Origin of the sequence: Desulfosarcina variabilis str. Montpellier (genome assembly GCF_048565275.1) — a bacterium.
Classification (GTDB): Bacteria; Desulfobacterota; Desulfobacteria; order Desulfobacterales; family Desulfosarcinaceae; genus Desulfosarcina; species Desulfosarcina variabilis.
This window is the reverse complement of the sequence record NZ_CP159846.1, coordinates 1,858,152-1,882,999: the sequence shown is the minus strand read 5'-3', so window position 1 is coordinate 1,882,999 and position 24,848 is coordinate 1,858,152. Positions and strand designations below refer to the sequence as shown.

Here is a 24,848-nt window from a genome sequence, read left to right as displayed (position 1 = left end):
ATTTACCAGATCACTCTTCCAGTAATTCCGAGAGAACTTGGTTTTCAACGTCTTTAACAAACCCTTCTTCTTTCAGCGCCTTCAATTTTTCACCAATTAGAGGAACCAGTTCCTTATTTTTTCTATGTAGAAAATGATATAGCGGTAAAGAGTCCAAGGGTGGTTCAAGGGCTTTGATATCTTTGATGCCCAGGCTTTTCATGGCTTTGAGTCCGTCAAGCATATTCATGAGACCGATGTCATATCTGCCTTCTTCGAGAAGTTCAAGCATCTTGTTAAAGTCATTAACCAGATGATAGCGGATTCCGTGTTCCTTCAGTTTCTTTTCGGCATATTTATAGCCTCTGAGTGATATCGCGGAAAAGGGCTTCAGGCTTTCCCATCCATCAGGCTGAAAATTAGCATTCTTTGTAAAAACAGAATGTTTTATATAGCAAATGGGAACGGGAACAATTATTAGATTCTGGTACATTTCCTTTACGATCGCAATCCGGTACAGTTCGCCGTCAACCATTCCATTGTTTGCCGAATGAATCGCTCTTTCCCCGGGAAGATAGTATATTTCGATTTCATACCCGAGCCTTCGATAGGCTTCCCTGATAACGCGCTGCGGCACCAATGTCGTTCCGGCATCATCAAATGTTGAAAAAAACAATCTGTCGACGGCCAAAGCAGATGTGATTGGAGCAAGATTCACCATGGTCGCGATCAAATATAAAATCAGATGGTTTTTCACTTTTTCATCGATATGGATTAGAGTGCAATAAGAATTTATATAATCAGAACCATACGCATATCGCAATAACGGAACCAAGATCAAGTGGTCATCCCAGGATGGATAGCATTCATACTGAAAGGACGTTCAGGTCGCATCCGGATCGGGATCAGTGGCTTTTTGGGGGATGGGAACTTTGTAAAAATCGATGCCTTCGCTTTTCAGCGTTTCTTCTTCCTGGGGGGTGCTGACCCCGCGAATATTACGCGGTTCGGAGACACCGTAATGCATCTTCAAGGCTTCCTGGGCAAAATCGGCACCGACATTGTCGAAATTCTTTTCCACATAATCAACAATCTGTTGGCCCAGCGCAGCCAGGGCCTCCGGGTCACTTTGGTTTATCATGGATGATCCGGAAGACGCCCCCTTGATGGCAAAGGTGGAGGGAAGTTTACTGATCACCGTATCTTCACAAACCGGACAGGAAACCAGTCCTTGGCTGTTCTGCTGATCAAAGGAATTGCTGTCTTCAAACCAGCCTTCAAATCGATGGCCGTTGCTGCACTGTAGGTCATATGCGATCATGAATTCTTCACCTGCCTGTTTCTGTTACACTTTTTCGTGTATCATAGGACTTTGCGGTTGAAAAGAAATTATTGACAGATGCTTATTTTTCAACTCAAATGAGACCATTTCAAGTGGTTGTCACAACCCCAGCCAAAAATGGAGTCAAATTTTGTCATGAAAATGCCAGGCGCACAATTTTGGGTCATTCTCATTTGCCTTTCCATTTTACCGTCCGTCAGCTTTGCGGAAACCGTTTATGTTTCCGAAGACTTTGAAATCACCATGCGAACGGGCCCCGGCAACGAGCGCAAAATTATATCTTTGATTCAAAGCGGCAAAGCACTGGAGATGTTGGAAAAAGGAAACGAGTGGTCCATGGTGCGCACGACCACCGGTAAAGAGGGCTGGGTGCTGAGCCGCTATATCACCGAGCGCCAGCCGTGTGCCATGGTCCTTGATCGTATTCGACAGGACTATGATGTGCTTGCCGCCCAATTTAAAGATATCAAAACCCAATACGAAGAACTCCTCGCTCAGAAAAGAGTGGTCGATCAGGATCTCTCCCAGACTCAAGATGACCGCGATGAAATTAACCAGGCCTATACTTCTTTGAAAAAAGAGGCCGCCGAATATTTGAAACTGAAAAAGCGCCACCAGCTGATCACCGCTGAATTGGAAACCGAGAAAACCCGCAGTGCCAAACTGGATGATGAAAACATGCAGATGAAGCGCTCGCGCATTATTCAGTGGGTTCTGACCGGCGGTGGCATCATGCTGGTTGGTTTTTTTATCGGGTTGTTCAGTTCCAGCCGGCGTAAACCCAGGTCGGGATTGTACTAACCGCTTCCCACCAAGAACCGTGCGACCGTTATACCAGATCCGGTCCCATCAGCCTTGAATTGAAAGATGAACCATGAACGTAAAAACTGATTTTCTGATTATCGGCAGTGGCATTGCCGGCCTGATGTATGCACTGAAAGTGGCTGACACCGGGACAGTAGCCATCGTCACCAAGAAACAAGCCGTCGACAGCAATACCAACCTCGCCCAGGGCGGGATTGCCTCGGTCTTCGATCAGACCGACTCGTTTGACCTGCACATTCAGGACACACTCGATTCCGGGGATGGGCTGTGCAATCCGGATGTGGTCCACCAGGTTGTCACCGGCGGCCCCGAACGCATACGGGAGTTGCTTGATATCGGGGTCAACTTCAGCACTGACAATAAAACATCCGGGCAGGACAAAGACGCGTCGTTCGATCTGGGGCGTGAAGGCGGTCACTCCCGCAACCGCATCGTTCACGCCCATGACATGACCGGCCAGGAGGTGGAACGGGTGCTTCTGGAACGTGCCCGGCAGCATAAAAACATTCACTTTTACGAAAACCACATGGCCATCGACCTGATTACGTTCTCCACCCGCATCAAACGCGGGCTGGTCACCACCACCCATGAAGATTACTGTTGCGGTGCCTATGTGCTGGATCACCATACCAAGCGGGTCATGGCGTTTGGCGCCGGAATCACCCTGTTGGCCACCGGTGGTGCCGGCAAGGTCTATCTTTACACCAGTAATCCGGACATCGCCACCGGAGACGGCATTGCCATGGCATACCGCGCCGGGGCGACCGTTGCCAATCTGGAGTTCGTTCAGTTTCACCCCACCTGCCTGTTTCACCCGGCAGCCAAGAATTTTCTCATTTCCGAAGCCGTGCGCGGTGAGGGCGGACGCCTGATCGACGCTGAGGGCAATACGTTCATGGAGCGTTACGATCCCAAACGGGATCTGGCCTGCCGGGATGTGGTCGCCCGTGCCATCGACACGGAGCTCAAACGCAGCGGCCAGGACAGCGTGTTTCTCGACATCTCCCACCAGCCGGCGCAGTTCGTGACCGAGCGATTTCCCAATCTGTATGCCAAATGCCTGTCCTTTGGCATTGACATGACCAAGGCGCCGATTCCCGTCGTACCGGCCGCGCATTACATGTGCGGCGGCGTGGTGACCGATATGTTCGGCCGCACGGATCTTAACCGGCTTTTTGCCGTGGGTGAAACCGCCTGTACCGGTCTGCACGGCGCCAATCGCCTGGCCAGCAACTCGCTTCTGGAGGCTCTGATTTACGCCGACGCAGCCGCCCACCAGTCCATTGAAGATTTTCGTGCCGGTATCCAGAACGGCCTGCCGGATATTCCGGACTGGGACGATGTGGGCACCACCGACAGCGACGAGCAGATCATGGTGGCCCACAACTGGGATGAAATCCGGCGATTGATGTGGAACTATGTGGGCATCGTACGCTCGGACAAGCGCCTGGCCCGGGCCCAACGCCGAATCGACAATATCCAAAACGAAATCCGGGAATACTACTGGAATTTCAAGGTATCGCCGGATCTCATCGAACTGCGCAACATCGCCACCGTAGCCGAATTGATCATCAAGTGCGCCAACCACCGCAAGGAGAGCCGGGGACTGCACTACAACATCGGTTATCCGAAAAGAGACGATCACCGCTGGAAAAAAGACACGGTCATCCGGCGCCAGATCGTGGGATAGCGCACATGGATTCAAGGGGTGCGGGTGCCCCCCTTTTCCTCACGAAAAATCCAATTCAATTGGCCGATCCTTCTTTCCGATTACGAGCACCGCTTCACTGAGCACGAGCACGACGTGCATTAGCATTTTTCGTGCTCGTGCTCGTAATCGTAATCGACCATCATTATGCCTCGCTCCCATGCGCCCCATACTATTTTTTCTGAATGCAATCATGATGAATGTCAAATATCCAATCAAAAATGCCGAATGGTTGTATGCTGCCTATTTTCAATCGATTCTATCATTCAATTGACATTTGGATTTTGGCCTTTGGCATTTTTTCTTCATTTTTAAAGGACATCAATCGCTTCCGACCAAAGCACTCACCCCAAATTTAACAGCCCTGGCCCTTTCCGCTCCCCTCGACATTTTTATCAATACCATGTATTAGCAATTGGGCAACCAAACCCCTTGAATGCGTAAACATGGCCATCGGTGCCGGTGGATTGATGCAACACCTTATATAGAAATAAAAAAGGCAAAGGGACTCATGAACCAGGCAAACAAAAAAGAACTCATGATGGGCAATGAAGCCATTGCCCGCGGCTTGATTGAAAATGGATGCCGTATCGCCACCGCCTATCCGGGAACCCCCGCCTCGGAGATACTGGCCTCGGTGGCCGCCTACCAGAAACGGCTTGGCGTTGACATGCACACCCAGTGGGCGGTCAATGAAAAAGTGGCTCTGGAGATTGCCTATGCCGGCAGCATGGCCGGGCTAAGATCAGCGGTCAGTATGAAGCAGGTGGGATTGAACGTGGCGTCGGACCCGCTGATGAGTGCCGCTTACATGGGCTGCGCCGGCGGATTCGTGATCGTCAGTGCCGACGACCCCGGCCCGCATTCTTCCCAGACCGAACAGGACAGCCGCATGATGGCCATGATGGCCAAAATCCCCGTGCTGGACCCGGACTCGCCCCGTCAGGCCAAGGCGTTGGTCTCTGCGGCCTTCGACCTTTCGGAAACATTCAGCACGCCGGTCATGCTGCGGCCCACTACCCGGGTTTGTCATTCCCGGCAGGATGTGATGCCCGGCGACTTGCCAGCCACCACCGCCGAGCCGGATTTTAAAAAGGATCCGTCACGCTGGGCGGCAACCCCCAAATTTCGCTATCAACTGCACCTGGAGGTGGAAGAAAAGCTGGCCCGCATTGCCGAGTATGCAGCAACCGCACCGGTGCTGCGCAACCCCCAGGCAAGCGGCCGGCAGGCCCTGGTGGCCAGCGGTGTTGCGGCGGCCTACGCAGCCGAGGCCTTAAGCGATCTCGGCTTGTGGGACCGGTTGCCGTTTTTTCAGGTACAGCAGCCGTTCCCGCTGCACACCGATTTCAGCCGGCAGCTTCTGGCGGATTTTGACGACATCCTGGTACTAGAAGAAACCACCGGCATTATCGAAATGCAGCTGGCCGACCGCCAGCGGGTCAAAGGCAAGCTCAACCATATCGTCCCACGGGTCGGCGAGCTGTTGCCCGAGACGGTGATGGCCCTGATCGCCGACTTTGCCGGAGAAACGGTCGATTTGCCGAATCTCCCCCAGGTACCGGGACGGCGGCCGACCCTGTGCGCGGGCTGTCCGCACCGGGCCAGTTTTTTTGCCATTAAAAAAGCGGCACCGCGGGGAATCTACACCAGCGACATTGGCTGCTATACCCTGGGCCTGAATCTCAAAGCGGTGGATACGGTGCTTTGCATGGGGGCCGCCATCAGCCAGGCGGCTGGTTTTTATCATGCCTATCGCCATGCCGAACGGCGGCCCGATATCGTGGCCACCATCGGCGACTCCACGTTTTTCCACGCCGGCGTCCCGGCCTTGATCGATGCGGTCAATCAAAATGTGCGTCTCGTTCTGGTCATCCTGGACAACCGCACCACGGCCATGACCGGCAGCCAGCCGACCCCGGCCACGGGAAAAGGCGCCGGCGGGGAAACGCTGGTCAAAGTGGACATGGAAGCCCTGGTCAAGGGCTGCGGTGTAGAATTTCTGGAAGTCCGTGATCCCTATGACCTGAAGGATTTTATCGCCACCGTCAAAAAGGCCGTTCAATTCAGCCGCGATCAGGGTCCGGCGGTGGTCATCGCCCGCCATCCCTGCATCATCGACCTGGCCCGCCAGGGTCAGGCGGCTGAGCCAATCCCAATCACGGTTACCGAGGATTGTGACGGTTGCGGCTATTGTCACCAGCATTTTGAATGCCCGGCCCTGATCCCGGTCGATGAGGGCAAGCGCACCGTCGTCGATCCATTGGTCTGCAATGGTTGCGGCGTGTGTCTGCAGGACATCTGTCCCAAGGGGGCCATTCAGCGAGGGTAAAAGCCGGGGTGGGGAGCGCTAAACACCAGAAATCCTTTCCCAGTAAGCCTTATACCCTATACCTTATACCTTATACCTTATACCTAAACAGGTAACACAACGATAAAAAAGCCGAAATCACCATGACGACATCATCCACCTATCAAATCGTTATCAGCGGCGTCGGCGGTCAGGGTGTCTTGTTTATCACCCGGCTGCTGGCCGAGGCGGCCATTGCCAAGGGATTGCCGGTCTTTACCTCAGAAACCCACGGCATGGCCCAACGGGGCGGCACGGTCATCTCCCATTTGAAGGTGGGAGAATTCACCAGCCCATTGATCAATCCGGGCCGGGCCGACGGCCTGATCGCCCTCAAAGCCGAGAGTCTTGTCCAGCACGGCGGCTATATCAAACAAGGCGGTTGGGCCATCGTGAACAGTGCGCCCCCTGTAACCGGTGCCGATGACCAGTCTTTCCGCCCCTTTTTTCTTGATGCAGATCGCTTGGCACAGGAAATGGACACACCGAAAACCCTGAACCTGCTCATGCTGGGGTTTGCTTTGGCCAGCATGACAAACAAAAGCAGCAAGGATCAGATGCTGTACTGCAACCTGGATGATATCACGGCAATTCTGAAAAAACGGCTTGAAGGCAAGCCTGGGTTGCTGCAAAGCGCTATACAGGCACTATCGGCCGGAGCAGAGAATAGCCAGGCCATAGTATAGCACTCTGCCATGCCGTGTATTCAAACAGCAGACGTGAGGTATCGCCATCAATGGTCATCAATAATGGATGCGCAGCTGACGATAAACCATCTCAAACTTTAAATGGCGCAGGCCTTCATGGTCTGTGACACTTTTTTGTAAACATCCGAGAAACGCAGCAGACCGATAATATCATCGTTCTCGACAACAAACAGTGAGTCGTGGCGATTGATTACGAAAAGATGGAAACATTTGGCCAGAACATCGTCAGTACCAACAAGCTGCCCTTTCCCCGGGGGCTGGATGAAGTTTCCTATTTTCACCTCGATCGCCTTGCGGCAAAGATCACCGAATGGGTCTTCCCATAGCCGAAGGTCATTCTGCATGGTCGTCCAGATATAGGTAAGCCCCGAGCGCCTGATAATATCACTCATGTCGAGTTCCTTGTATTGGGTCTCCAGGCCGCGCATCAGGTCGATGGGTGAAATTTTTGAGATTATCTTTCCGTTCTTATCCTGAACAAGCAAAATTCTCTGTTTGGCGCTTCCGGTCAAAAATTTTTCCTGGGCAGTTTCAAGGGCAACAAGCGCATCATAAAAGGTTGCGTGATCGGCTATTTTGGGGAATTGATCTGCCGGGACCATAAGATCCCGTACTTTCATTTTTTCCATGATACCGTCGCTCCTCTTGTTTGGGTAAGTTGTTGAGAGCCTGTTTAAAAAATCTTTAACGTTTTTGCCATTGTACCCGTGTAACTATAAATATATCATTTGCCCAATATAGGCTCAACATTTGTGTGGCAATTTCCACCGGATAAACGGCGAAATTTAGAAAAGTTGAAAAAATAATCCAATCAGGTTAACAAACGGAGCGATAGTACGAAAACCGGACGCATGTCACCCGGTATGAAACCCAATCCCGTATGGACCCACAAATGATCAATATGGAAAAAGCCTCTGCGGGTAAATACCACCAACGCCTGGAGGCATGGAAGGCCATATGTTTAGCGCGCAAGACATTTTAAATATTGCCATTCGTCTTGAAAACAATGGCGAACAAACCTATCTGGATGCCCGGCAGCACACGTCGGATAAAAACCTGCAGGATCTGTTGAACTGGATTGCCGAGGAAGAAAAAAGTCATGCCCATTGGTTCAACGAGCTGAAAAATAGATTGTCCAAGGGGGAAGACCACCATCTGATGGCCCAGTTCAGCCGGGCGTTGGTTGAAGATGTGGTTCAGGAGCAATCCTTCTCGCTGCAGGAAGTTGATTTTGAAGCGATCCATACCGCCGATGAAATGATCCGAACCTTCATCGGATTTGAAGAGGACACCATCGCTTTTTACGAAATTCTCAAATCTTTTATTGATGATCCGGCCATCGCCAGGCAGCTGGAGCAGATTATCGATGAAGAAAAAAAGCATATTGCTCAGTTTCAACAATTGCTGCCGAAATAACCGCGCAGGAGTAAGCGTGATCAGGCGCGGGCAACCCACAACCCCGAGATAGTCCTTATTTGCCTTGGATTTAACAACCCAACCCATTGGTGTGATTGACTCCGGCATTGGCGGATTGACGGTATGGCGTGAACTGGTTCAGGTCCTGCCGCATGAAACCTTCATCTATTTTGGTGACAGCGGTTTCTGTCCTTACGGCTCGAAACCAGCCGATACAATCACCCGGCGCGTTACAACCATCGTCGACTTTCTGATGGAACGTCGATGCAAACTTGTTGTGGTTGCCTGCAACGCCATCACGGCATCTTCCATTGCATTTTTACGTGGCCATTATCCAATTCCCTTTGTGGGCATGGAACCGGCAATCAAACCGGCGCTGGAGCAGACACGCACCCGGGCCATTGGCGTTTTGGCAACCGCGCAGACCCTGAAAGGCAGATTGTTCAACCGGACCAAAGCCACCTACGGGCGCGGTATCACCATCATTGAGCAGGTGGGCCATGGACTGGTCGAAAGCGTCGAGGCCCTGGATTTTGACAGTGCCGCCACCATGCAGCTTCTGCAATCCTATCTTGGCCCGATGATGGCCCACAATATTGACATCCTTGTTCTGGGATGTACCCATTATCCTTTTCTGGAACCTGGCATCCGCCGGATTCTTGGCGATGCGATTGCGGTTTTCAATCCCGCCCCGGCCGTGGCCCGGCATACGGCCCGGCTGCTGGAAAAGCGGCAGATCAAATGCCAAAACAGAAAACATCCGGGGCAATCGAATTTTTATACGACTGGAAGCAAGGCGCTGCTCAAGCGGGTGCTAAAGATGGTAAGCGACGAAGACCACAAGGTGTACACAATCGAAATAGGTGTTTAAATAATTTCATGTCTGACGCCATCACCGTCGAAAATCTCGTCAAACGTTTCGATACTGTCCAGGCAATCGACGGTATCTCGTTTCATGTCGGCCGTGGCGAGCTGTTCGGTTTTCTGGGCCCCAATGGAGCGGGAAAAACCACGACCATCAATATGCTCACCGGTCTGGCCCGTCCAGATGGGGGACGCATCCGCATCGCCGGCATCGATTGCACGCGAAATCCCAAAGCCGCTCAGCATCTTGTTGGTGTGGTGCCGGACGAAAGCAATTTGTATACGGAACTCACGGGGTGGGAAAACCTTTGCTTCTGCGCGGCCTTGTATGGGATGGGTAAAAAGGATCGGGAGCAAAGCGCCCGTCGGCTGCTGAAAACATTTGGTTTGGCAAAGGCGGCCCATCGCCGGTTCGCCGGGTATTCCAAGGGAATGAAACGCAAGCTGACCATTGCCGCGGGGATCATCCATCGACCTAAAATTCTCTTTCTGGACGAGCCCACCACCGGTATCGATGTGGCCAGTGCGCGCCAGTTGCGCAAACTCATCGACGATCTGCACCGCACCGGCACGACCATCTTCCTGACCACCCATTATATCGAAGAGGCGGAAAGGCTTTGCGACCGCATTGCCTTCATCGTCGAAGGAAAAATCGTACGCATCGATACGGTCGAGCATCTGGTCCAGCCGGTACGGCACAAAAAAGTGCTTCAGATTACCTGTCAACGTCTGCCGGTGGACATTTTGGATGAACTTCGCGAGGCGTTTGGGGACCTTGCCTTCAATGTCCAGGACCGGGGCGTTCTGCGCGTCGAAGCCGAGCATCTGATTCACGTCGGACCGTTGGTACGATACCTTGAAGACCGGAATGCCGTGGTGCTCGAGGCCCGCCGTGTCAGGGCATCGCTGGAAGATATCTTCGTGGACATCACCGGCATCGAAGCCGAAACCATGCACCGGGAAAAAGAGAAAAGAGGAAAAGGCGGCCGATGAAACGCTGGATTGCCTTTTGGAACATTGTGCGCAAGGACATGCGCACCTACTACCTGAAACCGCCCAACGTGAGTTGGGGGATCATCTTCCCTCTGGCCTGGACGGGCATGTTTTTCATCCGCTCGGGCAGCGGCCCGGAGAAAATCGCCACGCTACTGCCCGGCGTTGTGGCGGTCTCGATTCTCTTTGGCACCACATCCATGCTGGCGGTGACCATTACCTTTGAGAAAAAGAGCCGCTCATTTGAACGGCTGCTGCTGGCACCAATTCCCTTTGAACTGCTCATGCTGGCCAAAACCGGCGGCGCCATTGTCTTTGGCTCGGCCAATGCCTTTGTTCCCGTCATCATGGCCGCCTTTCTGACCGATTTGTCCGGGGTGGCCTGGCATATCTTTGTTCCGGCGGTTTTGTTGATCGCCATGGCCTCGACCTTCCTGGGTCTTTTTATCGCTGTGGCGGTCAGTGAGGTATTCGAGGCGCAGACCTTTTCCAACTTCTTCCGCTTCCCCATGATCTTTCTGTGCGGTCTGTTTTTTCCCATCGCCAGGTTGCCTGTTTTTCTCAAACCGGTCGCCTATGCCCTGCCGCTGACCTATGGTGTCGATGTGCTGCATGGGACCGTTCACGGCACGCACCATATGTCGTTTGCCCTTGATCTTTTGATTCTCGGCGCCTTTTGCCTAGTCTTGTTTGCCGCCAGTTTATGGAATATCAGGCGCAAATGGATTTATTAGCCTTCAAGGACTTCCCTGATTTTCTTTGCCAGTATATTGACTGTAAACGGTTTCTGGATGAAGCCGTTGCATCCGCGGTTTAGAATACTGGTGGCCTGACCATCGATGCTATAGCCGCTGGAAAGCAGTGCCTTGACATCCGGGTTAATCGTTTTAAGCCGGTCAAAGGTGTCGCTGCCGCCCATCTGGGGCATAATCATATCCAGAATGACCAGGTCGATAGACGCATTCAATTGCTCGTAAATATCGATGGCGGCCTGACCGGAGGAAGCTGTGGTGACTTGATAGCCAAGGGCTTCGAGAAGTTGCTGGCCCACTTCGAGGACCATGGATTCATCATCGACCAGAAGGATGGATTCGCTGCCGGTGGCCAGTTGTTCGGCCCCCGTACGCCCCCGATCAACGGCCTTATCAGAGGCCGGCAGGTAAAAAAAGAAAACACTCCCCTGCCCCACTTTGCTGGTCACATCAATGGCGCCTTGGTGGTTTTTGATGATGCCATAGGCAGAAGCCAGTCCAAGGCCGGTGCCGGTACCGATGCCCTTGGTGGTGAAAAAGGGGTCAAAAATTTTGCGGCGGATGGATGGGTCGATGCCAAACCCGGTATCTGCCACCGACACACGCACATAACGACCCGCAGGGATTGAATACGGCGCAACATCGGTTTCACCAAGCGATACATTGGCGGTAGAAATGACCAGATTACCGCCATCGGGCATGGCATGCCAGGCATTGATATACAGGTTGAGCAACACCTGTTCAATTTGTCCCTTGTCCACATCGGCCGGCCATAGACGATCTTCCAGATCGTACTGGAGCTGAATTTCTTTTTTTGTGCGGCCGAACATATCGGCGCTGGCTTTGACCAGCGCATTCAAATCCGTCGTTTTGACCTCGTACTTGCCCCCCCTTGCCAGTCCCAGCAATTGGCGGGTTAAATCAACTCCACGCTGCACATAGGACTCTATGTTTTTCAGGCGTTGATACATGGGATGGGATGAATCGATATCCAGCAGCGCTAAAGACGCATTGCCCTGGATTCCCATAAGCAGATTGTTAAAATCATGGGCCATGCCGCCGGCCAGGGTTCCCAGGGCCTCGAGTTTCTGGGTTTCCTGTAGTTTGACCTCAAGATTTTGTTTTGCCGTCTCCGCTTCCCGCACGGCGGTAATATCGTGGGCCACGGCCATCATTCGTTTGGGATGGCCATCCTCGGCAAAGAATCGAATGTTGAGCAGCACGATGATCTGACTTCCGTTTTTACACCGGATGGCAAATTCCGCTGTTTTCGGATTCAGACGGCCTGAATGGACCTCACGCATGAACGCATCGTAAATATGCTGGTCTTTTTCTTCCACCAACAACGAACGGGGATCCAATTGTAAAAATTCTTCTTTCGTATACCCCGTATATTCACACATGACATGATTGACGCTGACGAATCGGCGCCGCTGCAGGTCAAACTCATAAATACCGGCCGGGGCGTACTGAACTAGTTCCCGATTTTTGGCCTCACTTTCCCGCAAGGCTTCCTCAGCCCATTTGCGTTCGCTGATATCCTGGGTCAGGGCGTAAAAACCAGCCTGATTGCCGTCCGCGTCCGTATAAGGCACATAATTGATCTCCAGCCACACGGGGCGGCCGTCGCCCTCGACGATGGCCGCTTCGAAGCGCATTCGCTGACCAGCCAGGGCCTGACGGATCGCACCTTCGATTTTTTGATAATTTTCCGGTCCCACCACCGTTTCAACCCGTTGCCCAAGAATCTTCTCGCGTGGAATTTTCCAGACCCGTTCATACTCACGGTTGACGAATAGATAGCGCTGCTCGGCATCAATGAAGGAAATCCGGGCCGGCAGGTTGTCAGTCAACAAGCGCAGCCGTTTTTCATTTTCCTGAATGGTCGAAAGCTGCTGTCTAAGCTGGGGATAATAGCTTTTGCGGGTGGATTCCAGACTCAAGCCAAGAAATTTCTCACGGGCTTGCTGGAATTTATCGAGGACTTCTGTCTTGCACATGGCAAACGTGTTTAACCCATTATATTTAGTATTCTGAAGGTCACAACGGCTACGCGTACCGAGCCGTGGTTGATGATCCAGATGCGTTAATGATAAATCTTTTCGTAAATACTGGCAATTTGTTCCACACTGGCCACGCGTGGATTGGTTGCCAGACATGGGTCCTTAGCGGCATTTTCTGCCAGTTGGGAAATTTCACCGGGTGTAACGCCCATATCTTTCAACCGCTGGGTGATCCCCACCTGCCGGCGCAATCCAACCAACCGGTCCACCAAGTCCCTGGCCACCGCATCCGGGGGCTGGCCGTCCGTGTGAACGCCCATGGCCGCGGCAAGCGCGGTATACTTGTCGGCGGCCGCATGAAAATTGAAATGCACCACCGCTTCAAGCAACACCGCGTTGCATTCGCCATGCGCCAAATTTTTTTCTCCCCCCAGGCTATGGGCCATGGCATGCACGAGCCCAAGGCTGGCATTGGAAAACGCCAGGCCGGCCATGAGACTGGCCATCATCATATTGTCCCGGCAGACCATATCCGTGGGATGCGCATAGGCACCGGCAAGGTTGTCCACAATCAACTGCACGGACCGCAAAGCGGCCATATCGGTGATTGCCGATGATGCACTGGACACATAGGCTTCGAAAGAATGGCACAGGGCATCCATGCCGGTCGCCGCCGTCAGCGGCTTCGGCATGGTAGTGGTGGTTTGGGGATCTACCAGCGCGATATCCGGAACGACCATCTTGCTGATGATGGCGATTTTGACCCGCCGGTCAGTGTCGGTGATAATGGCAAACTGCGATACGTCGGCAGATGAGCCGGCAGTCGTGGGAATAAAAATCAGCGGTGGACCGGGACGGGATACTTCATCCACCCCTTCGAATTTCAAAATGTGCCGATTGTTGCCAACAACAATCCCGATTCCCTTGGCACAGTCCATGGGACTGCCTCCGCCAACGGCTAGGATTAAATCACAGTTTTCCTGTTGATACAGCTTGGCCCCGGCCATGACTTCATGGTCTTTGGGATTTTCGGTCACCCCACTGTATACCCCATAAGGAATCCCAGACTCACGAAGGCTTTCTTCGACCTTGGCGGTCCATCCGGCATCGATCACCCCGTTATCGGAAACGATCAACACCTTGGTTGCCCCAAAGTTACTGGCATGCCGACCGGCCAGATTCAGTGCCCCAACACCATAAACGATTTCCGGCACCAAAAATTTCCTTAGTTGAATCAACGCAGTTGGATCCATCGGGATAGCCCCCAGCATCGTGCCCGGGTTACATGGAAAAGTAAAAGTATTTTCTTCTATTTGGTTATGCACGTCACTGTGGCGATCTGCTATGAAATGTGTGGCTAACAGGGGTTGGGACTCAATAGGCGGAATCCGCTGAAACGAAGTGCATACCCAGATGCTTTTGCAAGAAAACCTTCTTACTCCCTAGTTGAAAACGCTATTTAACTGCAATTATATCTAATATAGACACTACCAACAAATCTGTTTCGATTCAATCATTGATTGCTTCTTTATCCCCACACCCCCTCTATGACTTTGACCAGTAACATGGCCGCCATCCCCAACATGATCAGCCCGGCCAACATGTCCGCCTGCTGCCGGAACCGATTGTACAGAAATGCCGCGCCGGCGCCAATGGCGAGCAGTCCCGGCAAGGTCCCCAGACCAAAAACCAGGGCCATGAACGAACCATAAAAGATGTTGGCACTGGACAGCGCTTTGGCAAAGGCGGCGTAGGACAGCCCACAAGGCAGACCGCCCAATAACAGCCCCATCATCAGAAGTTCGCGATTGTCCCGTTTATCACCCGTTTTGGAAAGGAGTGTTTTCCATCCGGGAAGTCGGTTGGGATAGGCAATGGCCAGCCAGTCCGGCTCGGCGACAAATCCGATACGGGACAGCCCGAAAAAAAGCAAAAACAATCCGGCCAACAGACTGATACCCACCTGGATCCGTGACACCCATAGCATGGGATTGCTGCCAAAATGCGTTGCCAGACAAACCAGGCCGCTGCCGGCCGCCCCCATCAACCCGCCGATCAGTGAGTAGGTGATCAGGCGGCCGGCATGGTAAGCCAAATGTGCGCTGAACCGCCCGGTTTGTCCGGGAAAGGCAACCACCAGCGGACCGCACATGCCAATACAGTGTCCGGTGCCCAAAAGGCCAAGCATGAACAGCGACGCCGTGTCAACGCTGGATAGCATGTGAATAATGGCTGTCCCAATAACTGCGAACCCGGTTGAAGATCGCATTGGTAGGACTGAAAAGTCTTTTCATGGTGGTTTATCGGTTTGCCATTCGGGTTTTGGTCTTTTTCCCTGTCTTATACTATTGCCTTAGTACAAATTGCATTTGATAACAAGGTACTAAATGGCAAACCAAAGCCAGCAAACCGTTCAATGAGCGGATTATTTGGCATCAAGCATCAGGATGAGAAGTAAATCCTTGATATCAGAGAGCCGCGTTAAAACGGCCGGCGGCAAAGTCAACCGCTGTGAGCCCAGGGCAATCGCACCGGAAAAGACGGCAGCCGGGATGCCCATCGTCGAATCATTGACAAACACCACACCGGCGGATGTATCGTCGTTCAAAACAGTCGATTCACCGGAGAAATCCAGTTCTGTGTCAGATTTGGAAACGACACCCAGTTTCATCGTTTTGGCACGGCTGACCCGAGTTCTGAGAAAATACGGCAGATGCGTGGAATTGATCTCAAAATCAAATATATAAAAATCCGACGGATCGGATTGGTGCATCCTGGCCCAGGCGTCCGGATATTGGTTTTTCATGCTGATCAGCAGCGGGAATCCGCCATCGTCGGTAATCAGGGCGTTCATGGATGCCGCCAGTTGATTTTCCACCGCACTGCGAAACGCCTGGCCCCCATCGCGAGCCGTGTAATGGACATGGATCAGTACATCACTGATCGTCGAGTAATCGAACTGAGCCAGATCCGGCCGGGACAACTGCAGTTTCCAGCTGCTGACAACGCCCGCCCGTTCGAACGGCAGATAACGTTCATCCATGAAGTTCAGCTGGAAGAGCCCGCTGTCAGCCTGCCCGCTGCTGGTGGCAATGGACTGGATCGCGCCCACATTCCACACATACTGATCGTCCGCCTCACCGGTAACGGCTTCGCGGCGGTAACGATCGCTGATCAACGTCAGGGTGCAGTTCACCGTGGTATAGGGCCCGGTGATCGCCGGGATGGTCAGGCTGACGCTCTTGATCCGGCGAAAATAATGCCCGGGATAATCCAGGTCGAACCACTGCTCCGGCAGGTTGAAGAAACACTCACCGGTTTCGGTCAGACGCAGCAGGGCCTCGGGATTGAGCATGGCCAGAGAAACGGTTTTGCTCAGCTCCAGTTCCCGCCCATTGTTTTCCAGGAAGCCGCTTTCCATGCGTTTGAGGTCCAGCATCAGCCGGTCGCCGGCCAGCAGCCCTTTTTTCAGGCTGTCCCAGTAGCCGAACTGGATAAAGCCGGTGTCGCGGATGCCAAGCTCGTGCTGGTAGCAGCGCTCAGCCCCCTTGGCCATGTCATAGGCCAGCTGGTAGGCCTGAAAATAGAGCGAGGACAGCTCGGACGCCATCCAGGCGTAAAGCTCGGTATTGGTAAACTTGTCCTTTAAAAATGCGTGGGCCTCTTCCGAATAGGCGATCTGTTTTTCGTGGTTGGCCAGCTCTTTCTCGGCCATGGCCAGACGGATGTCGGCTGCGGCCAGCTGCTTTTCGAACTGTTTCAATTCGGCATCCGCCAGAGCCACCTGATGGTCCCACTCCTCCTGCCGGCGATCGTACTGGCCCATGGTCTGAGCCATCCCGGCGGCCGTCTGGGTCATATCCGCGAACACGTTCAGCATATTTACCCCGGATTGGGCGGAATTGGCCGGGCGGGGCATCTTGGTCAGGAACACCGGCGAAGATATGCCGGCAGCGCCTGCAGTGATTTCCGGGAAAGCCTCCATGGGCGTCACCGCGGCCTGGGCCACTTGGCTCAAGGTTCTCAGATACCAGGCGTACCCCCGCAAAACGATGTCGAGCTGCTCACCGGTGTTCATGTACAGCCGACCCGCATAGAAATCCCGTCGCAATTCCACGATCGCCCTGCCGGATGCAATGGCGTCGATCTGCTCGCGGGCCTCTTTCACCGCGTCCTGACGAACGGCGGTGCCCAGCTTGAGCAGCGCCACCTCGTGGTCGCTGCGCAGCCGGGCCAGGGACTCTGCATCCTGTTTTTCCAGCGCGGACAGCAGCTGGTTGCCCACCCCCTGGACCAGCGAGGCCAGTTCCGAGGTTTTCTGCAGCATGGTGGTAAAACGGTAATGCGGACGGGGTGCGGACAGATCGGCAAGCACGGCGCCGATATCGACGCCTCCCGCGGCGGCGCGCACCAGCAGGGCCGGATCGATGGGCGGCTGAAATACCGGCAGCATGCGGAAAACGCCGTCGATGTTCAGGCAGTGCCGAATCTTGAACAGCCGATCCGCAACCGTATCCCAATAGTCCAGCATACGCGCGTTGTAGGGCAGGCAGAACTGCTCGATGACCCCGAGTATCCCCTGGGCGCCCTGGCCATCGGTTCCGCCCGGAGTGGCGGGCACCTGCCCGGCGGGCAATGGCAGCACGGCCTGACCATCCATAAAGGCCTTGACCGTAGCGGCACTGCGGCCTGTTGCCGGTGAATCTATGATCAGCGGCCGCTCGCCGAGGATGCCCGCTGCCAGCACGTACAATTGGGTGGCTTCATTGATGGATTCCATGGTGTCCTGTTTGAACAGGCGGTCCCCCCAGGCGATCAGGTTGTCCAGATAGGTCATGACAACCCTTTGCATGAAGGCCACGATCCTGAAACGGGCGATGGCATAGGGCTGGAATGGATGCTGTTCCCATTGCTCGATCATCGAATCGAGACTGATCGCATCTTCCGCGTCAACGGTTGCAAGCTGCCCGGCCAGGTCATCCTGGGCATCCCCCCACATCTGAGCGTAATAGAACGGTTTTATTTTCCAGTACTTCTGCAGCCCGCTGCCCTCCCGCTCGGTGGGGTCAAAGATGTAGTGCAGCCATTGCTGCGCCTCGTCATACCGGTGGTTTTGCATCAGCCGCGTGGCGATCATCATGGGGATGTGAAAAAACAGTTCCCAGTTGTACTGTCCATAGGCGGCCCCATGGGAGAAATCGATTTTATCCTTGGGCGCACCGCTGACCTCGTCGCGGTTGGGCTGGAAACGTTGATCGAAATCGAATCGGGGTTCGGTGAGCGTGGTTTGCCGGACCAGATCGACAGCATCCCGCCCGGGCTGAAGGTCCGGGTCCGGGCGGTAAAGGCCGGCAATGCCGTAACGCCGGATCTGACGCAGGCAGGCGCACGTATAGGGGTGATAATGAGCGCTGAAGTGGTGCTTTTCGGTATTGCCGATGGTGATCTCGGATTCGGATGCCGTCAGATTCAGCAAATCGGTGAGCAATTCGGCCTTATTCCCGTCCAACGGGCCTGGAATGGGCGCTTCAACAGAGCCGCCGAATACGGCGCCGGATGCTTTCATCTGCACAAAAAAGGTGCGCTCGCCACTGGACAGGAAAAAAGGCGTCGCCCGGCCGTCCATCTGATGGAGTTTGGTTGCAAGGACCACTGCCTGGGGGGAATCCTCTATCAGAACCACTCCCGAGGCGACAAGGGACTGTTGGCTGTTATTGTATGGATTATTCATCTCGATCCGATGATGGGCAAAAACCAGCTCACTGTTGTTCCCGAAGAATTGAAGCGGTGGCGTCGCCGGTAGATGATCGTCCACCACAACCAACTCGCCGGTACAGTCGGACATGGTAAAAAGACCCGCGGTTCGGGTTTCCCGATTCGTATAGGAAAAATCAAAATCCCCGGTAACGACTTGTATGATCAGCCCCCCAGCCTGGGTGGTGCCGAGGAATTGGTATTGATCCGGTGCAAAACCTGGCTGGTCTTGAAACGGCGTTTTGGTGGCCTGTTTCGACGACCAGCCGTCATGGCCGCGTACGATCCAGTTCATTTGCACGAGCTGGTAGCTGACGTTTTGGGTTGCCCTTGCGAGATCGGCGTCGAGTCGGCCCAGCTGGACTTTCAACGCTATCAGTTCGGCTTTGTAATCTTTCAATGTACTTTCATGGATGGCGACAATATTCTCATATGTTTGTATGATCGGTTTCTCCGGAGTGGATACCCCGTCTTCTTCCAATTCAAGGATCTGTGCATTAAAGCCTTCGATTACGCCTTCTAGGGTCTCGATCAATCCGTTTGGAGAGTCTTCCAGTTCTTTGATCCTGTCCCCGACCGTCTTGATATTATCTTCAATACCGGTCTCTTTCAGGGCAACCTCATCCACCTCTTCGGTAAACGTCGCCCAGAACAGGTGCAGCCGCCGGTTGTAGACGACGGGAACGATATGGTTCCCCTCGATGTCCATTTCGATGGGTTCCCAGGGCGTCCAGGTTTCACCATTGTAGATCCTGTAAAAATACGCATGGGGCGTGTTGCGACTGCGGCCGACGACATGCAGGGCATAGCCGTTGTCATCACTTTCCTCGTAAAGGCCGACGATCTCCAGGTTCGAAACACCGTGCAGTTTTTCCAGATAATGGGTAACGGCGCCTTCGGCCAGGTCGGTGGAGAGTTCCCCCTGCATCAATTCCTGTTCGAAATCCTTGAAAAACGGCGTCTTGTCGTCACGCAGCTCCGGCACCAGCCAGTTTTCGGGATGCACAAAGACTTTGACATTGGCCTCCCAGACCCGGTAATTCTTGCGCCACTGCCACTCCACGGCATCCTCCCGGGTAAAGGCCAGGTTGCCGGGCTCCAGGCCCAGCAGGATGCGCTGGACAAATTGCTGTACCGATGCGATGGCCTGTTTGAGACGCGTGGTCTGAAAACAGGGGGCCATGTCCATGTCGATCAGGTAGTAGGCGTAAGCGTGTTCGTGGGACAAATCGAATGCCCCGCGCGTAAGGACGAAGGCCAGCAGCGCATCCCGCTGGCGCTGGCGCAATCCTTCACGCAGCTGGCCGGACACGTCAGGCCAGGTGTTCTCATCGTAATGGGAGCGGACAGCGGCCCGGGCGATGCTGGCGTGTTCGGTATTGAGCGTGGGTTGGGCCAGCTGAATCACCTGCTCGCCGGACACGCCGGCTAGCCGCACAAACTCACAGGCCTGATACAGCCGGTTGATGGCCGGCACCCGCAGGTAATGATCCGGATAGGAAAACTGCAGCCCGTCCACGCCGGCCAGCTGTGCCACATCGGCAGGCGCAACACCGAACAGCGCAGCCAGCGCCGCCTGCGCCCCCGCCTCATCGACCGTCCCGTCGATGATTCCCTCGAGCACTGCATACAGATTGGTGTCAACGTCTCCCACCCGTGAATGAATCCGGTGAGCTGCCACCGTGGCGTGCCAGTTCATCAGCTGTCCGGCCCCGGGCGCACGAAAATCAAACAAGCCGAGCCGAGGCCCATGGGCCAGGGTAAAGGCCACTTCATCCGCATCCAGATCGATGGCGCTGACCAGTGCCGCGTGGCGATTCATTCGCAGGATGGCACCGATGGCGATGGCCGTCGCGCCGGCGCGGGCGTCTGCGAACTCAGGCCGCAACAGAATCTGGATGACCGTTGGGGCATCATCCGGCACCGCACCGGCCAGCAATTCAACGTGCCGTTCGCTGATCGCCAGTGCCGTGGAGAGCCGCTGGACGACGATCGGCCGGCGCACCCAATGATCGAAAAGTCCCTTGCAGACAGTCTGCAGCCGCGCATCGGGGGAGGTAACGAACAGCGCGGCCGTGTCCAGATAGGGCAATGCCGATTTCACAAGGTCGGTCTGCTCTGTGGGGGTCAATGCCGACACCCCGGCAAAAATTCTCAACAGTTCGGTAATCCCGGTGTCATCCAGTGTTTCGTCCTCACGCAGCAGCGTGTCCGCCTTGCCCAGGGCGATGCTGTCGACGGGCATCGAGGCGGCGGCCAGCAGCATTCGCTCGTCTTTGTTGGTGATGCCATCGGCCGCAAACAGGCGGCCCCGGGTTTCCGGCGGCAGAAACGCCAGGGCATTTTGAAAACTCGCGTCATAAGCCTGGCTGCCATCAATCATGGCGATCACGGCGGCGATATCATCCTGCGTGTCATTGACGATCAGGGAAGGGTCAAGGCTCAGCCACAATCGCAGCTGCGCTTCCGCACCCGGCGTATCGGCACGGTATTCACCGGCCGTCTTGATCAGATCCGACCGGATGTCCTCAAGCAAGGCGTTGATGTCTTCCGGTGCCGGCGCCTGCCCGTTCCCATCTTCACCCAGCAGTGCATCGCGCAGCACCGCCGCGCTCACACCGGCCTCGATCTGTGAGGATATCCCCCTGAGCAGCAGCAGCGTGGTTGCGGGGTCCTGAGTCTGGCCGGGGGTCGCGCCGAGCGGCCCGCCGATCAGACGCTGCCAGTCGAGGCAATCGGATACGGAAATGCCCAAGGCATTGGCAATAGAGGACGTACGAAACAGCTGGGAGAGGGTTGACAGATTCAGGGACACCTGTTTTTGCCGCTTTGGCAGCAGGCCGGGTGCGGTAACAATGGCGGTGAGCGCTTCTGCGGAAAGCTTGCAGGCTGCCATGACAATGGGCGCATAATCCGGGTGAAGTTCCCACACCCCGGGCAGGGTCTGGGACTGCCTGGCCAGCCACTTGTCGTAGGTACTGCCCGGCAGCGTGACCACCAGATTCCGTGACCTGCCGGATCCGGTGATGGCAAAAACCTCGGAGAGCAGATCGACCTGTCCGTCGCCAACGACGCCGTGAACCGATCCGTCCAGAAAACGGCGCTGGTATAGGGCCGGGTCATGATCGCTGCCATTGGTGTCGATGTTGCCGAACCAGCAGGCCAGTTCCTCGATGGGAGTCCCGTAACGATGCTGAATCTCGGCAATGATTCCGATGTCGGCCAGGCTGTCTGAATCCAGCCTTCCGGCCGCGACGGTCTGCATCACGGCATCCAGTTCACGGGCCGACCATCCGCTTTTGCGCCGCAGACGGGTGAATCGGTGAAAGCGGTCGAGCAGCGCGTCATTGTCTTGGGGCTTCAGGTTGAGGGTGGCATTGTCCAGGTCGCTCAGGTCGGTCGGCATTACCACACGGCCGCGGGGATTGACAAAACGGGTGGAAAAAATATCGGCTGCGGCGTCGTAGCCGAGGCCGGTGCGCTTGAGAAAAAGTCGAAGCGCCTTGAGCTCGGCCGCGGGATCAGCGGTCTGCCAGAGCAGCAGCCGTTTGGCATCCGAGTCGGCCGGCGCGGACAGCACCGCAGCCTCGGTGGCGTCGATGCCCAGGCGCGCCAGCGCCACTTCAAGCACTTTAACGGGATCCTCATCCGGTCGCAATACGGCCAGCAGTTCACTGCGGTCAATTCCGATCTGCCCAAGATAGGTGCGGACCTCATCGGACCAGAGATTATACGGCAGGGTCCACGGAGCGGTTATCAGGCGCAGGCGGTTGTATGCATGGGTGCTCAAGTGCTGCGGATGGGCGGCGAGATCTTCTGCCGTCCCGCTTGTCTGAAGATCCAGGGTATCCTCGACCATCCAATCGGAAGGCGCGTTAAATGGAACGTCGCTGGTCGCCACCACATGCTCCAAAATCTCATTGACCAGGTCAATGTAAGGCATCACCGTATCGGTGTTTGGGCAATCCAGTCGCAGATTGGCCACATCCGGCCGACGAATGAAAAACAGGTCGAGCCCATTGGCCCCGGTATCAGTCTGGGCCTTTTTCAGAAAGCCCAGCATGTCCAGCAGATAAGCCGCCGGACTGAAGGCGGACAGGCAGTGGGGGCACCCATTGCCGCCCTGGCCGCCGAAGAGGGCCGCGATGGTCGGCTGGACGCGCACAGGTGCCGTGTTCTCATCGTCATTCTGGCGCTCGCCCTTGCCGACCGGCACGGGTGGGATCGCCAGCAGATCCCGGGAAGCCACCCGCCGGGCCTTGCGAAAAATCTCGTTGGCCCGCAAGGCATCCACGCCGGCGCCCACCATGGAGTCGACAAATCGCCCCCGTCCTTGATCAAGGACATTTCGAGCAGAGTCGATCCCTGCCGCCCACAATGCCTTGAACGCAGGAAAGCGTTGATGATCGGGAGCGATGTGAAAGAGCCGCTCCACCCGCTGCAGCTGGCTTCTGGTCTTTGCCGCCGGGAGTTTTCCGATCTCCTCCCAGTACTGCTCCAGGCGCTGGCGGCTGAAATCAAAGACCGGATGCTTTTCCAGGTATGATTGAAGCGCGTTGTTGCCCAGGCCCCCGTCGGCTTTCCATTGCTGCGAAAATACGGCGGTCGGAAACGCCGCTTCCACCTGCCGGGTCATGTCATCGGCCAGGCGGTTAATCTTCTCCTTTTTTGTTTCATCCGTTTTGTCATCGGCCAGAACGGTAAAATGCTTCTGCACAATGGTGCGCCAGTCTTTGGATGTCAGGCGGGACAGATCCATGGGATGTGCAATACCATGGTCCGTGGCCAAGGCATCGGCCACGTCCAGGCGCCCCCCCATAAACTGCCCCAAAGCCAGATTGCCCTGAACCGCCTGGGCCGTCTGGGCGGGGATCTGGCCTTGCTCACCGAGTCGATGCAACAGGCTGTACAGGCTCTGATCGCTGCGCAGATAAGCATCCAGAATCACCGCCACCTGTTTGTCGTCCAATCCCTTTTTGCGGATCATGGCAACGGCACGCGCTGCGCTCTGGGCCAGTAGTTTGACCCGTACGGGCCGCATGGCATCGACACTTTTTTGCGCATCCAGCGTCTGGATCCAATTGTTGCCGATGGCCTGCTTGAGAAGGTTGACCAGCCGTGAATCACGCGCCGCGGCAAAGCCGTCCGGGGTCAGCCCGGCGTGCAGGATGCCGAATACCGGAGCCACAGGAAACGCCTTGCCGGCCAGCATTTCTGCCCTACGGGCAAAAATCTGAGCCAGAAGAAAGTGCATCACCACCTCGACAGTCTGATCGGTGCGTCTGGCGATCAAACGCACATCGTTCATATCAAGGGTCGTAGATTCCGTATCCAGTTGCAGGGATTCAAGCTTGCCGGCCACGATGTCAACCAGGGCGGGTCCCTGGTAATCCGAGGAATCCACCGTCAGATCGATGACTTCCCGCCGGCGGGCATTCTGTTTCATGGGTGAGACGGCCAGGGGCGTTCTGGCGGCGGCTGAAGCATAAACGCGAACCACCAAGTTGGCGGTACCTGATGACGGATTGAGCAAACCCTCTTTCTTGTAAGCGATATGATATCGGCCGGAATCATCGCTGAATGTCTTGCCCAGCTCTTTTTCCTTGCCGATACCTTTGTCGAATGCACATATCGGCAGGTTGGACAGAGGACGGCCATCATCGGTGCTGACCACCCCATTGACCGAGAAACCATTCTTCAATGCGTATCTATTCGGGCGCGGCGGCTGAACCGGATTATCATCTTCGGTAGTTGGTCCATCGATGTCGCTTTTTGCATCGTCTACCACGACACGAACGCGGTATCGGCCCGGCGCGACCTTGCCCTGTTCGGAAATGCTGTAGGACAGTTTTTCTTGCTGGCGTCGAAGATCCAGACGAAGGGTCTGCCAGTTGAATCGACGGATTAAAGTGTTTTCAATTTCCAAACGGATAATGCCGTTCAAATCAGCGAGAAGCACTTCACTGTGCCAAGAGTCCTTATTTTTGTACTCGCAACGAATAATGGCCTGAACGCTCTGGACGGCAGTGTCCCTTTTATCTGTGATGATGAGTTCAATGTTTGCCATATTTGGCCTCCACCATATCTTTTTCTATCGCGGCTAAACGCCGATGATAGGGCATTGTCCGACGGTTCCCGAAGGTTGGTGTCTTGAT

15 protein-coding genes are annotated in these 24,848 nt (G+C 54.9%); 8 read left to right on the top strand and 7 right to left on the bottom strand.

Features of this window, described 5'->3' with window-relative positions; genetic code table 11:
- Window positions 1–10 precede the first annotated feature (10 nt).
- Together Dvar_RS08285 and Dvar_RS08280 are read right to left on the bottom strand one after the other, a co-directional pair.
- Window positions 11–736 (bottom strand): hypothetical protein, encoded by a 726-nt coding sequence (locus Dvar_RS08285; RefSeq protein ID WP_419661220.1) that lies wholly within the window; start codon window positions 734–736, stop codon window positions 11–13.
- Window positions 737–862: 126 nt separating this feature from the next.
- Window positions 863–1,300, bottom strand: coding sequence for a DUF1178 family protein (locus Dvar_RS08280; RefSeq protein ID WP_419661219.1), 438 nt, complete (start codon window positions 1,298–1,300; stop codon window positions 863–865).
- Window positions 1,301–1,456: 156 nt separating this feature from the next.
- On the opposite strand from Dvar_RS08280, the gene Dvar_RS08275 reads away from it, so the two are divergent.
- The 4 genes from Dvar_RS08275 to Dvar_RS08260 all read left to right on the top strand — a co-directional run bounded on the left by Dvar_RS08275 (window position 1,457) and on the right by Dvar_RS08260 (window position 6,890).
- Window positions 1,457–2,122: a TIGR04211 family SH3 domain-containing protein gene (locus Dvar_RS08275; protein WP_419661218.1), complete on the top strand. Its 666-nt coding sequence runs from the start codon at window positions 1,457–1,459 to the stop codon at window positions 2,120–2,122.
- A 73-nt stretch (window positions 2,123–2,195) separates the two neighbouring features.
- On the top strand, window positions 2,196–3,836 hold the full coding sequence (nadB, locus tag Dvar_RS08270; RefSeq protein WP_419661217.1) for an L-aspartate oxidase: 1,641 nt from the start codon (window positions 2,196–2,198) through the stop codon (window positions 3,834–3,836).
- A 529-nt stretch (window positions 3,837–4,365) separates the two neighbouring features.
- Window positions 4,366–6,186 carry an indolepyruvate ferredoxin oxidoreductase subunit alpha gene (gene iorA, locus Dvar_RS08265; protein WP_419661216.1) on the top strand — a complete coding sequence of 607 codons (1,821 nt, stop codon included), beginning with the start codon at window positions 4,366–4,368 and terminating at the stop codon, window positions 6,184–6,186.
- Window positions 6,187–6,308: 122 nt separating this feature from the next.
- Window positions 6,309–6,890: a 2-oxoacid:acceptor oxidoreductase family protein gene (locus Dvar_RS08260; protein WP_419661215.1), complete on the top strand. Its 582-nt coding sequence runs from the start codon at window positions 6,309–6,311 to the stop codon at window positions 6,888–6,890.
- Window positions 6,891–6,988: 98 nt separating this feature from the next.
- Here the strand turns inward: Dvar_RS08260 and Dvar_RS08255 are convergent, their stop codons facing one another.
- Window positions 6,989–7,540, bottom strand: coding sequence for a CBS domain-containing protein (locus Dvar_RS08255; RefSeq protein WP_419661214.1), 552 nt, complete (start codon window positions 7,538–7,540; stop codon window positions 6,989–6,991).
- Window positions 7,541–7,868: 328 nt separating this feature from the next.
- Between Dvar_RS08255 and Dvar_RS08250 the strand changes: the two genes are divergently transcribed.
- From Dvar_RS08250 to Dvar_RS08235, 4 genes are all read left to right on the top strand, one after another.
- Entirely contained in the window at window positions 7,869–8,327 is a 459-nt protein-coding gene (locus tag Dvar_RS08250; RefSeq protein WP_419661213.1) for a ferritin-like domain-containing protein, read from the top strand.
- A gap of 64 nt (window positions 8,328–8,391) precedes the next feature.
- Entirely contained in the window at window positions 8,392–9,198 is an 807-nt protein-coding gene (gene murI / locus Dvar_RS08245) for a glutamate racemase (RefSeq protein WP_419661212.1), read from the top strand.
- Between the two features lie 8 nt (window positions 9,199–9,206).
- Window positions 9,207–10,184, top strand: a complete 978-nt coding sequence (locus tag Dvar_RS08240) for an ABC transporter ATP-binding protein (RefSeq protein ID WP_419661211.1) — start codon at window positions 9,207–9,209, stop codon at window positions 10,182–10,184.
- Entirely contained in the window at window positions 10,181–10,918 is a 738-nt protein-coding gene (locus Dvar_RS08235) for an ABC transporter permease (protein ID WP_419661210.1), read from the top strand. The genes Dvar_RS08240 and Dvar_RS08235 overlap by 4 nt, the downstream gene beginning before the upstream one ends.
- Here the strand turns inward: Dvar_RS08235 and Dvar_RS08230 are convergent.
- The 4 genes from Dvar_RS08230 to Dvar_RS08215 all read right to left on the bottom strand — a co-directional run bounded on the left by Dvar_RS08230 (window position 10,915) and on the right by Dvar_RS08215 (window position 24,760).
- A complete protein-coding gene (locus Dvar_RS08230; protein WP_419661209.1) occupies window positions 10,915–12,936 on the bottom strand; it encodes a PAS domain S-box protein in 2,022 nt (673 codons plus the stop codon). The genes Dvar_RS08235 and Dvar_RS08230 overlap by 4 nt on opposite strands.
- Before the next feature lie 86 nt (window positions 12,937–13,022).
- Window positions 13,023–14,192, bottom strand: coding sequence for an alcohol dehydrogenase-like regulatory protein ErcA (gene ercA, locus Dvar_RS08225; protein WP_419661208.1), 1,170 nt, complete (start codon window positions 14,190–14,192; stop codon window positions 13,023–13,025).
- Between the two features lie 275 nt (window positions 14,193–14,467).
- Window positions 14,468–15,160, bottom strand: coding sequence for a sulfite exporter TauE/SafE family protein (locus tag Dvar_RS08220; RefSeq protein WP_419661207.1), 693 nt, complete (start codon window positions 15,158–15,160; stop codon window positions 14,468–14,470).
- 204 nt (window positions 15,161–15,364) lie between these two features.
- On the bottom strand, window positions 15,365–24,760 hold the full coding sequence (locus Dvar_RS08215) for a neuraminidase-like domain-containing protein (protein WP_419661206.1): 9,396 nt from the start codon (window positions 24,758–24,760) through the stop codon (window positions 15,365–15,367).
- Between the last annotated feature and the right edge of the window lie 88 nt (window positions 24,761–24,848).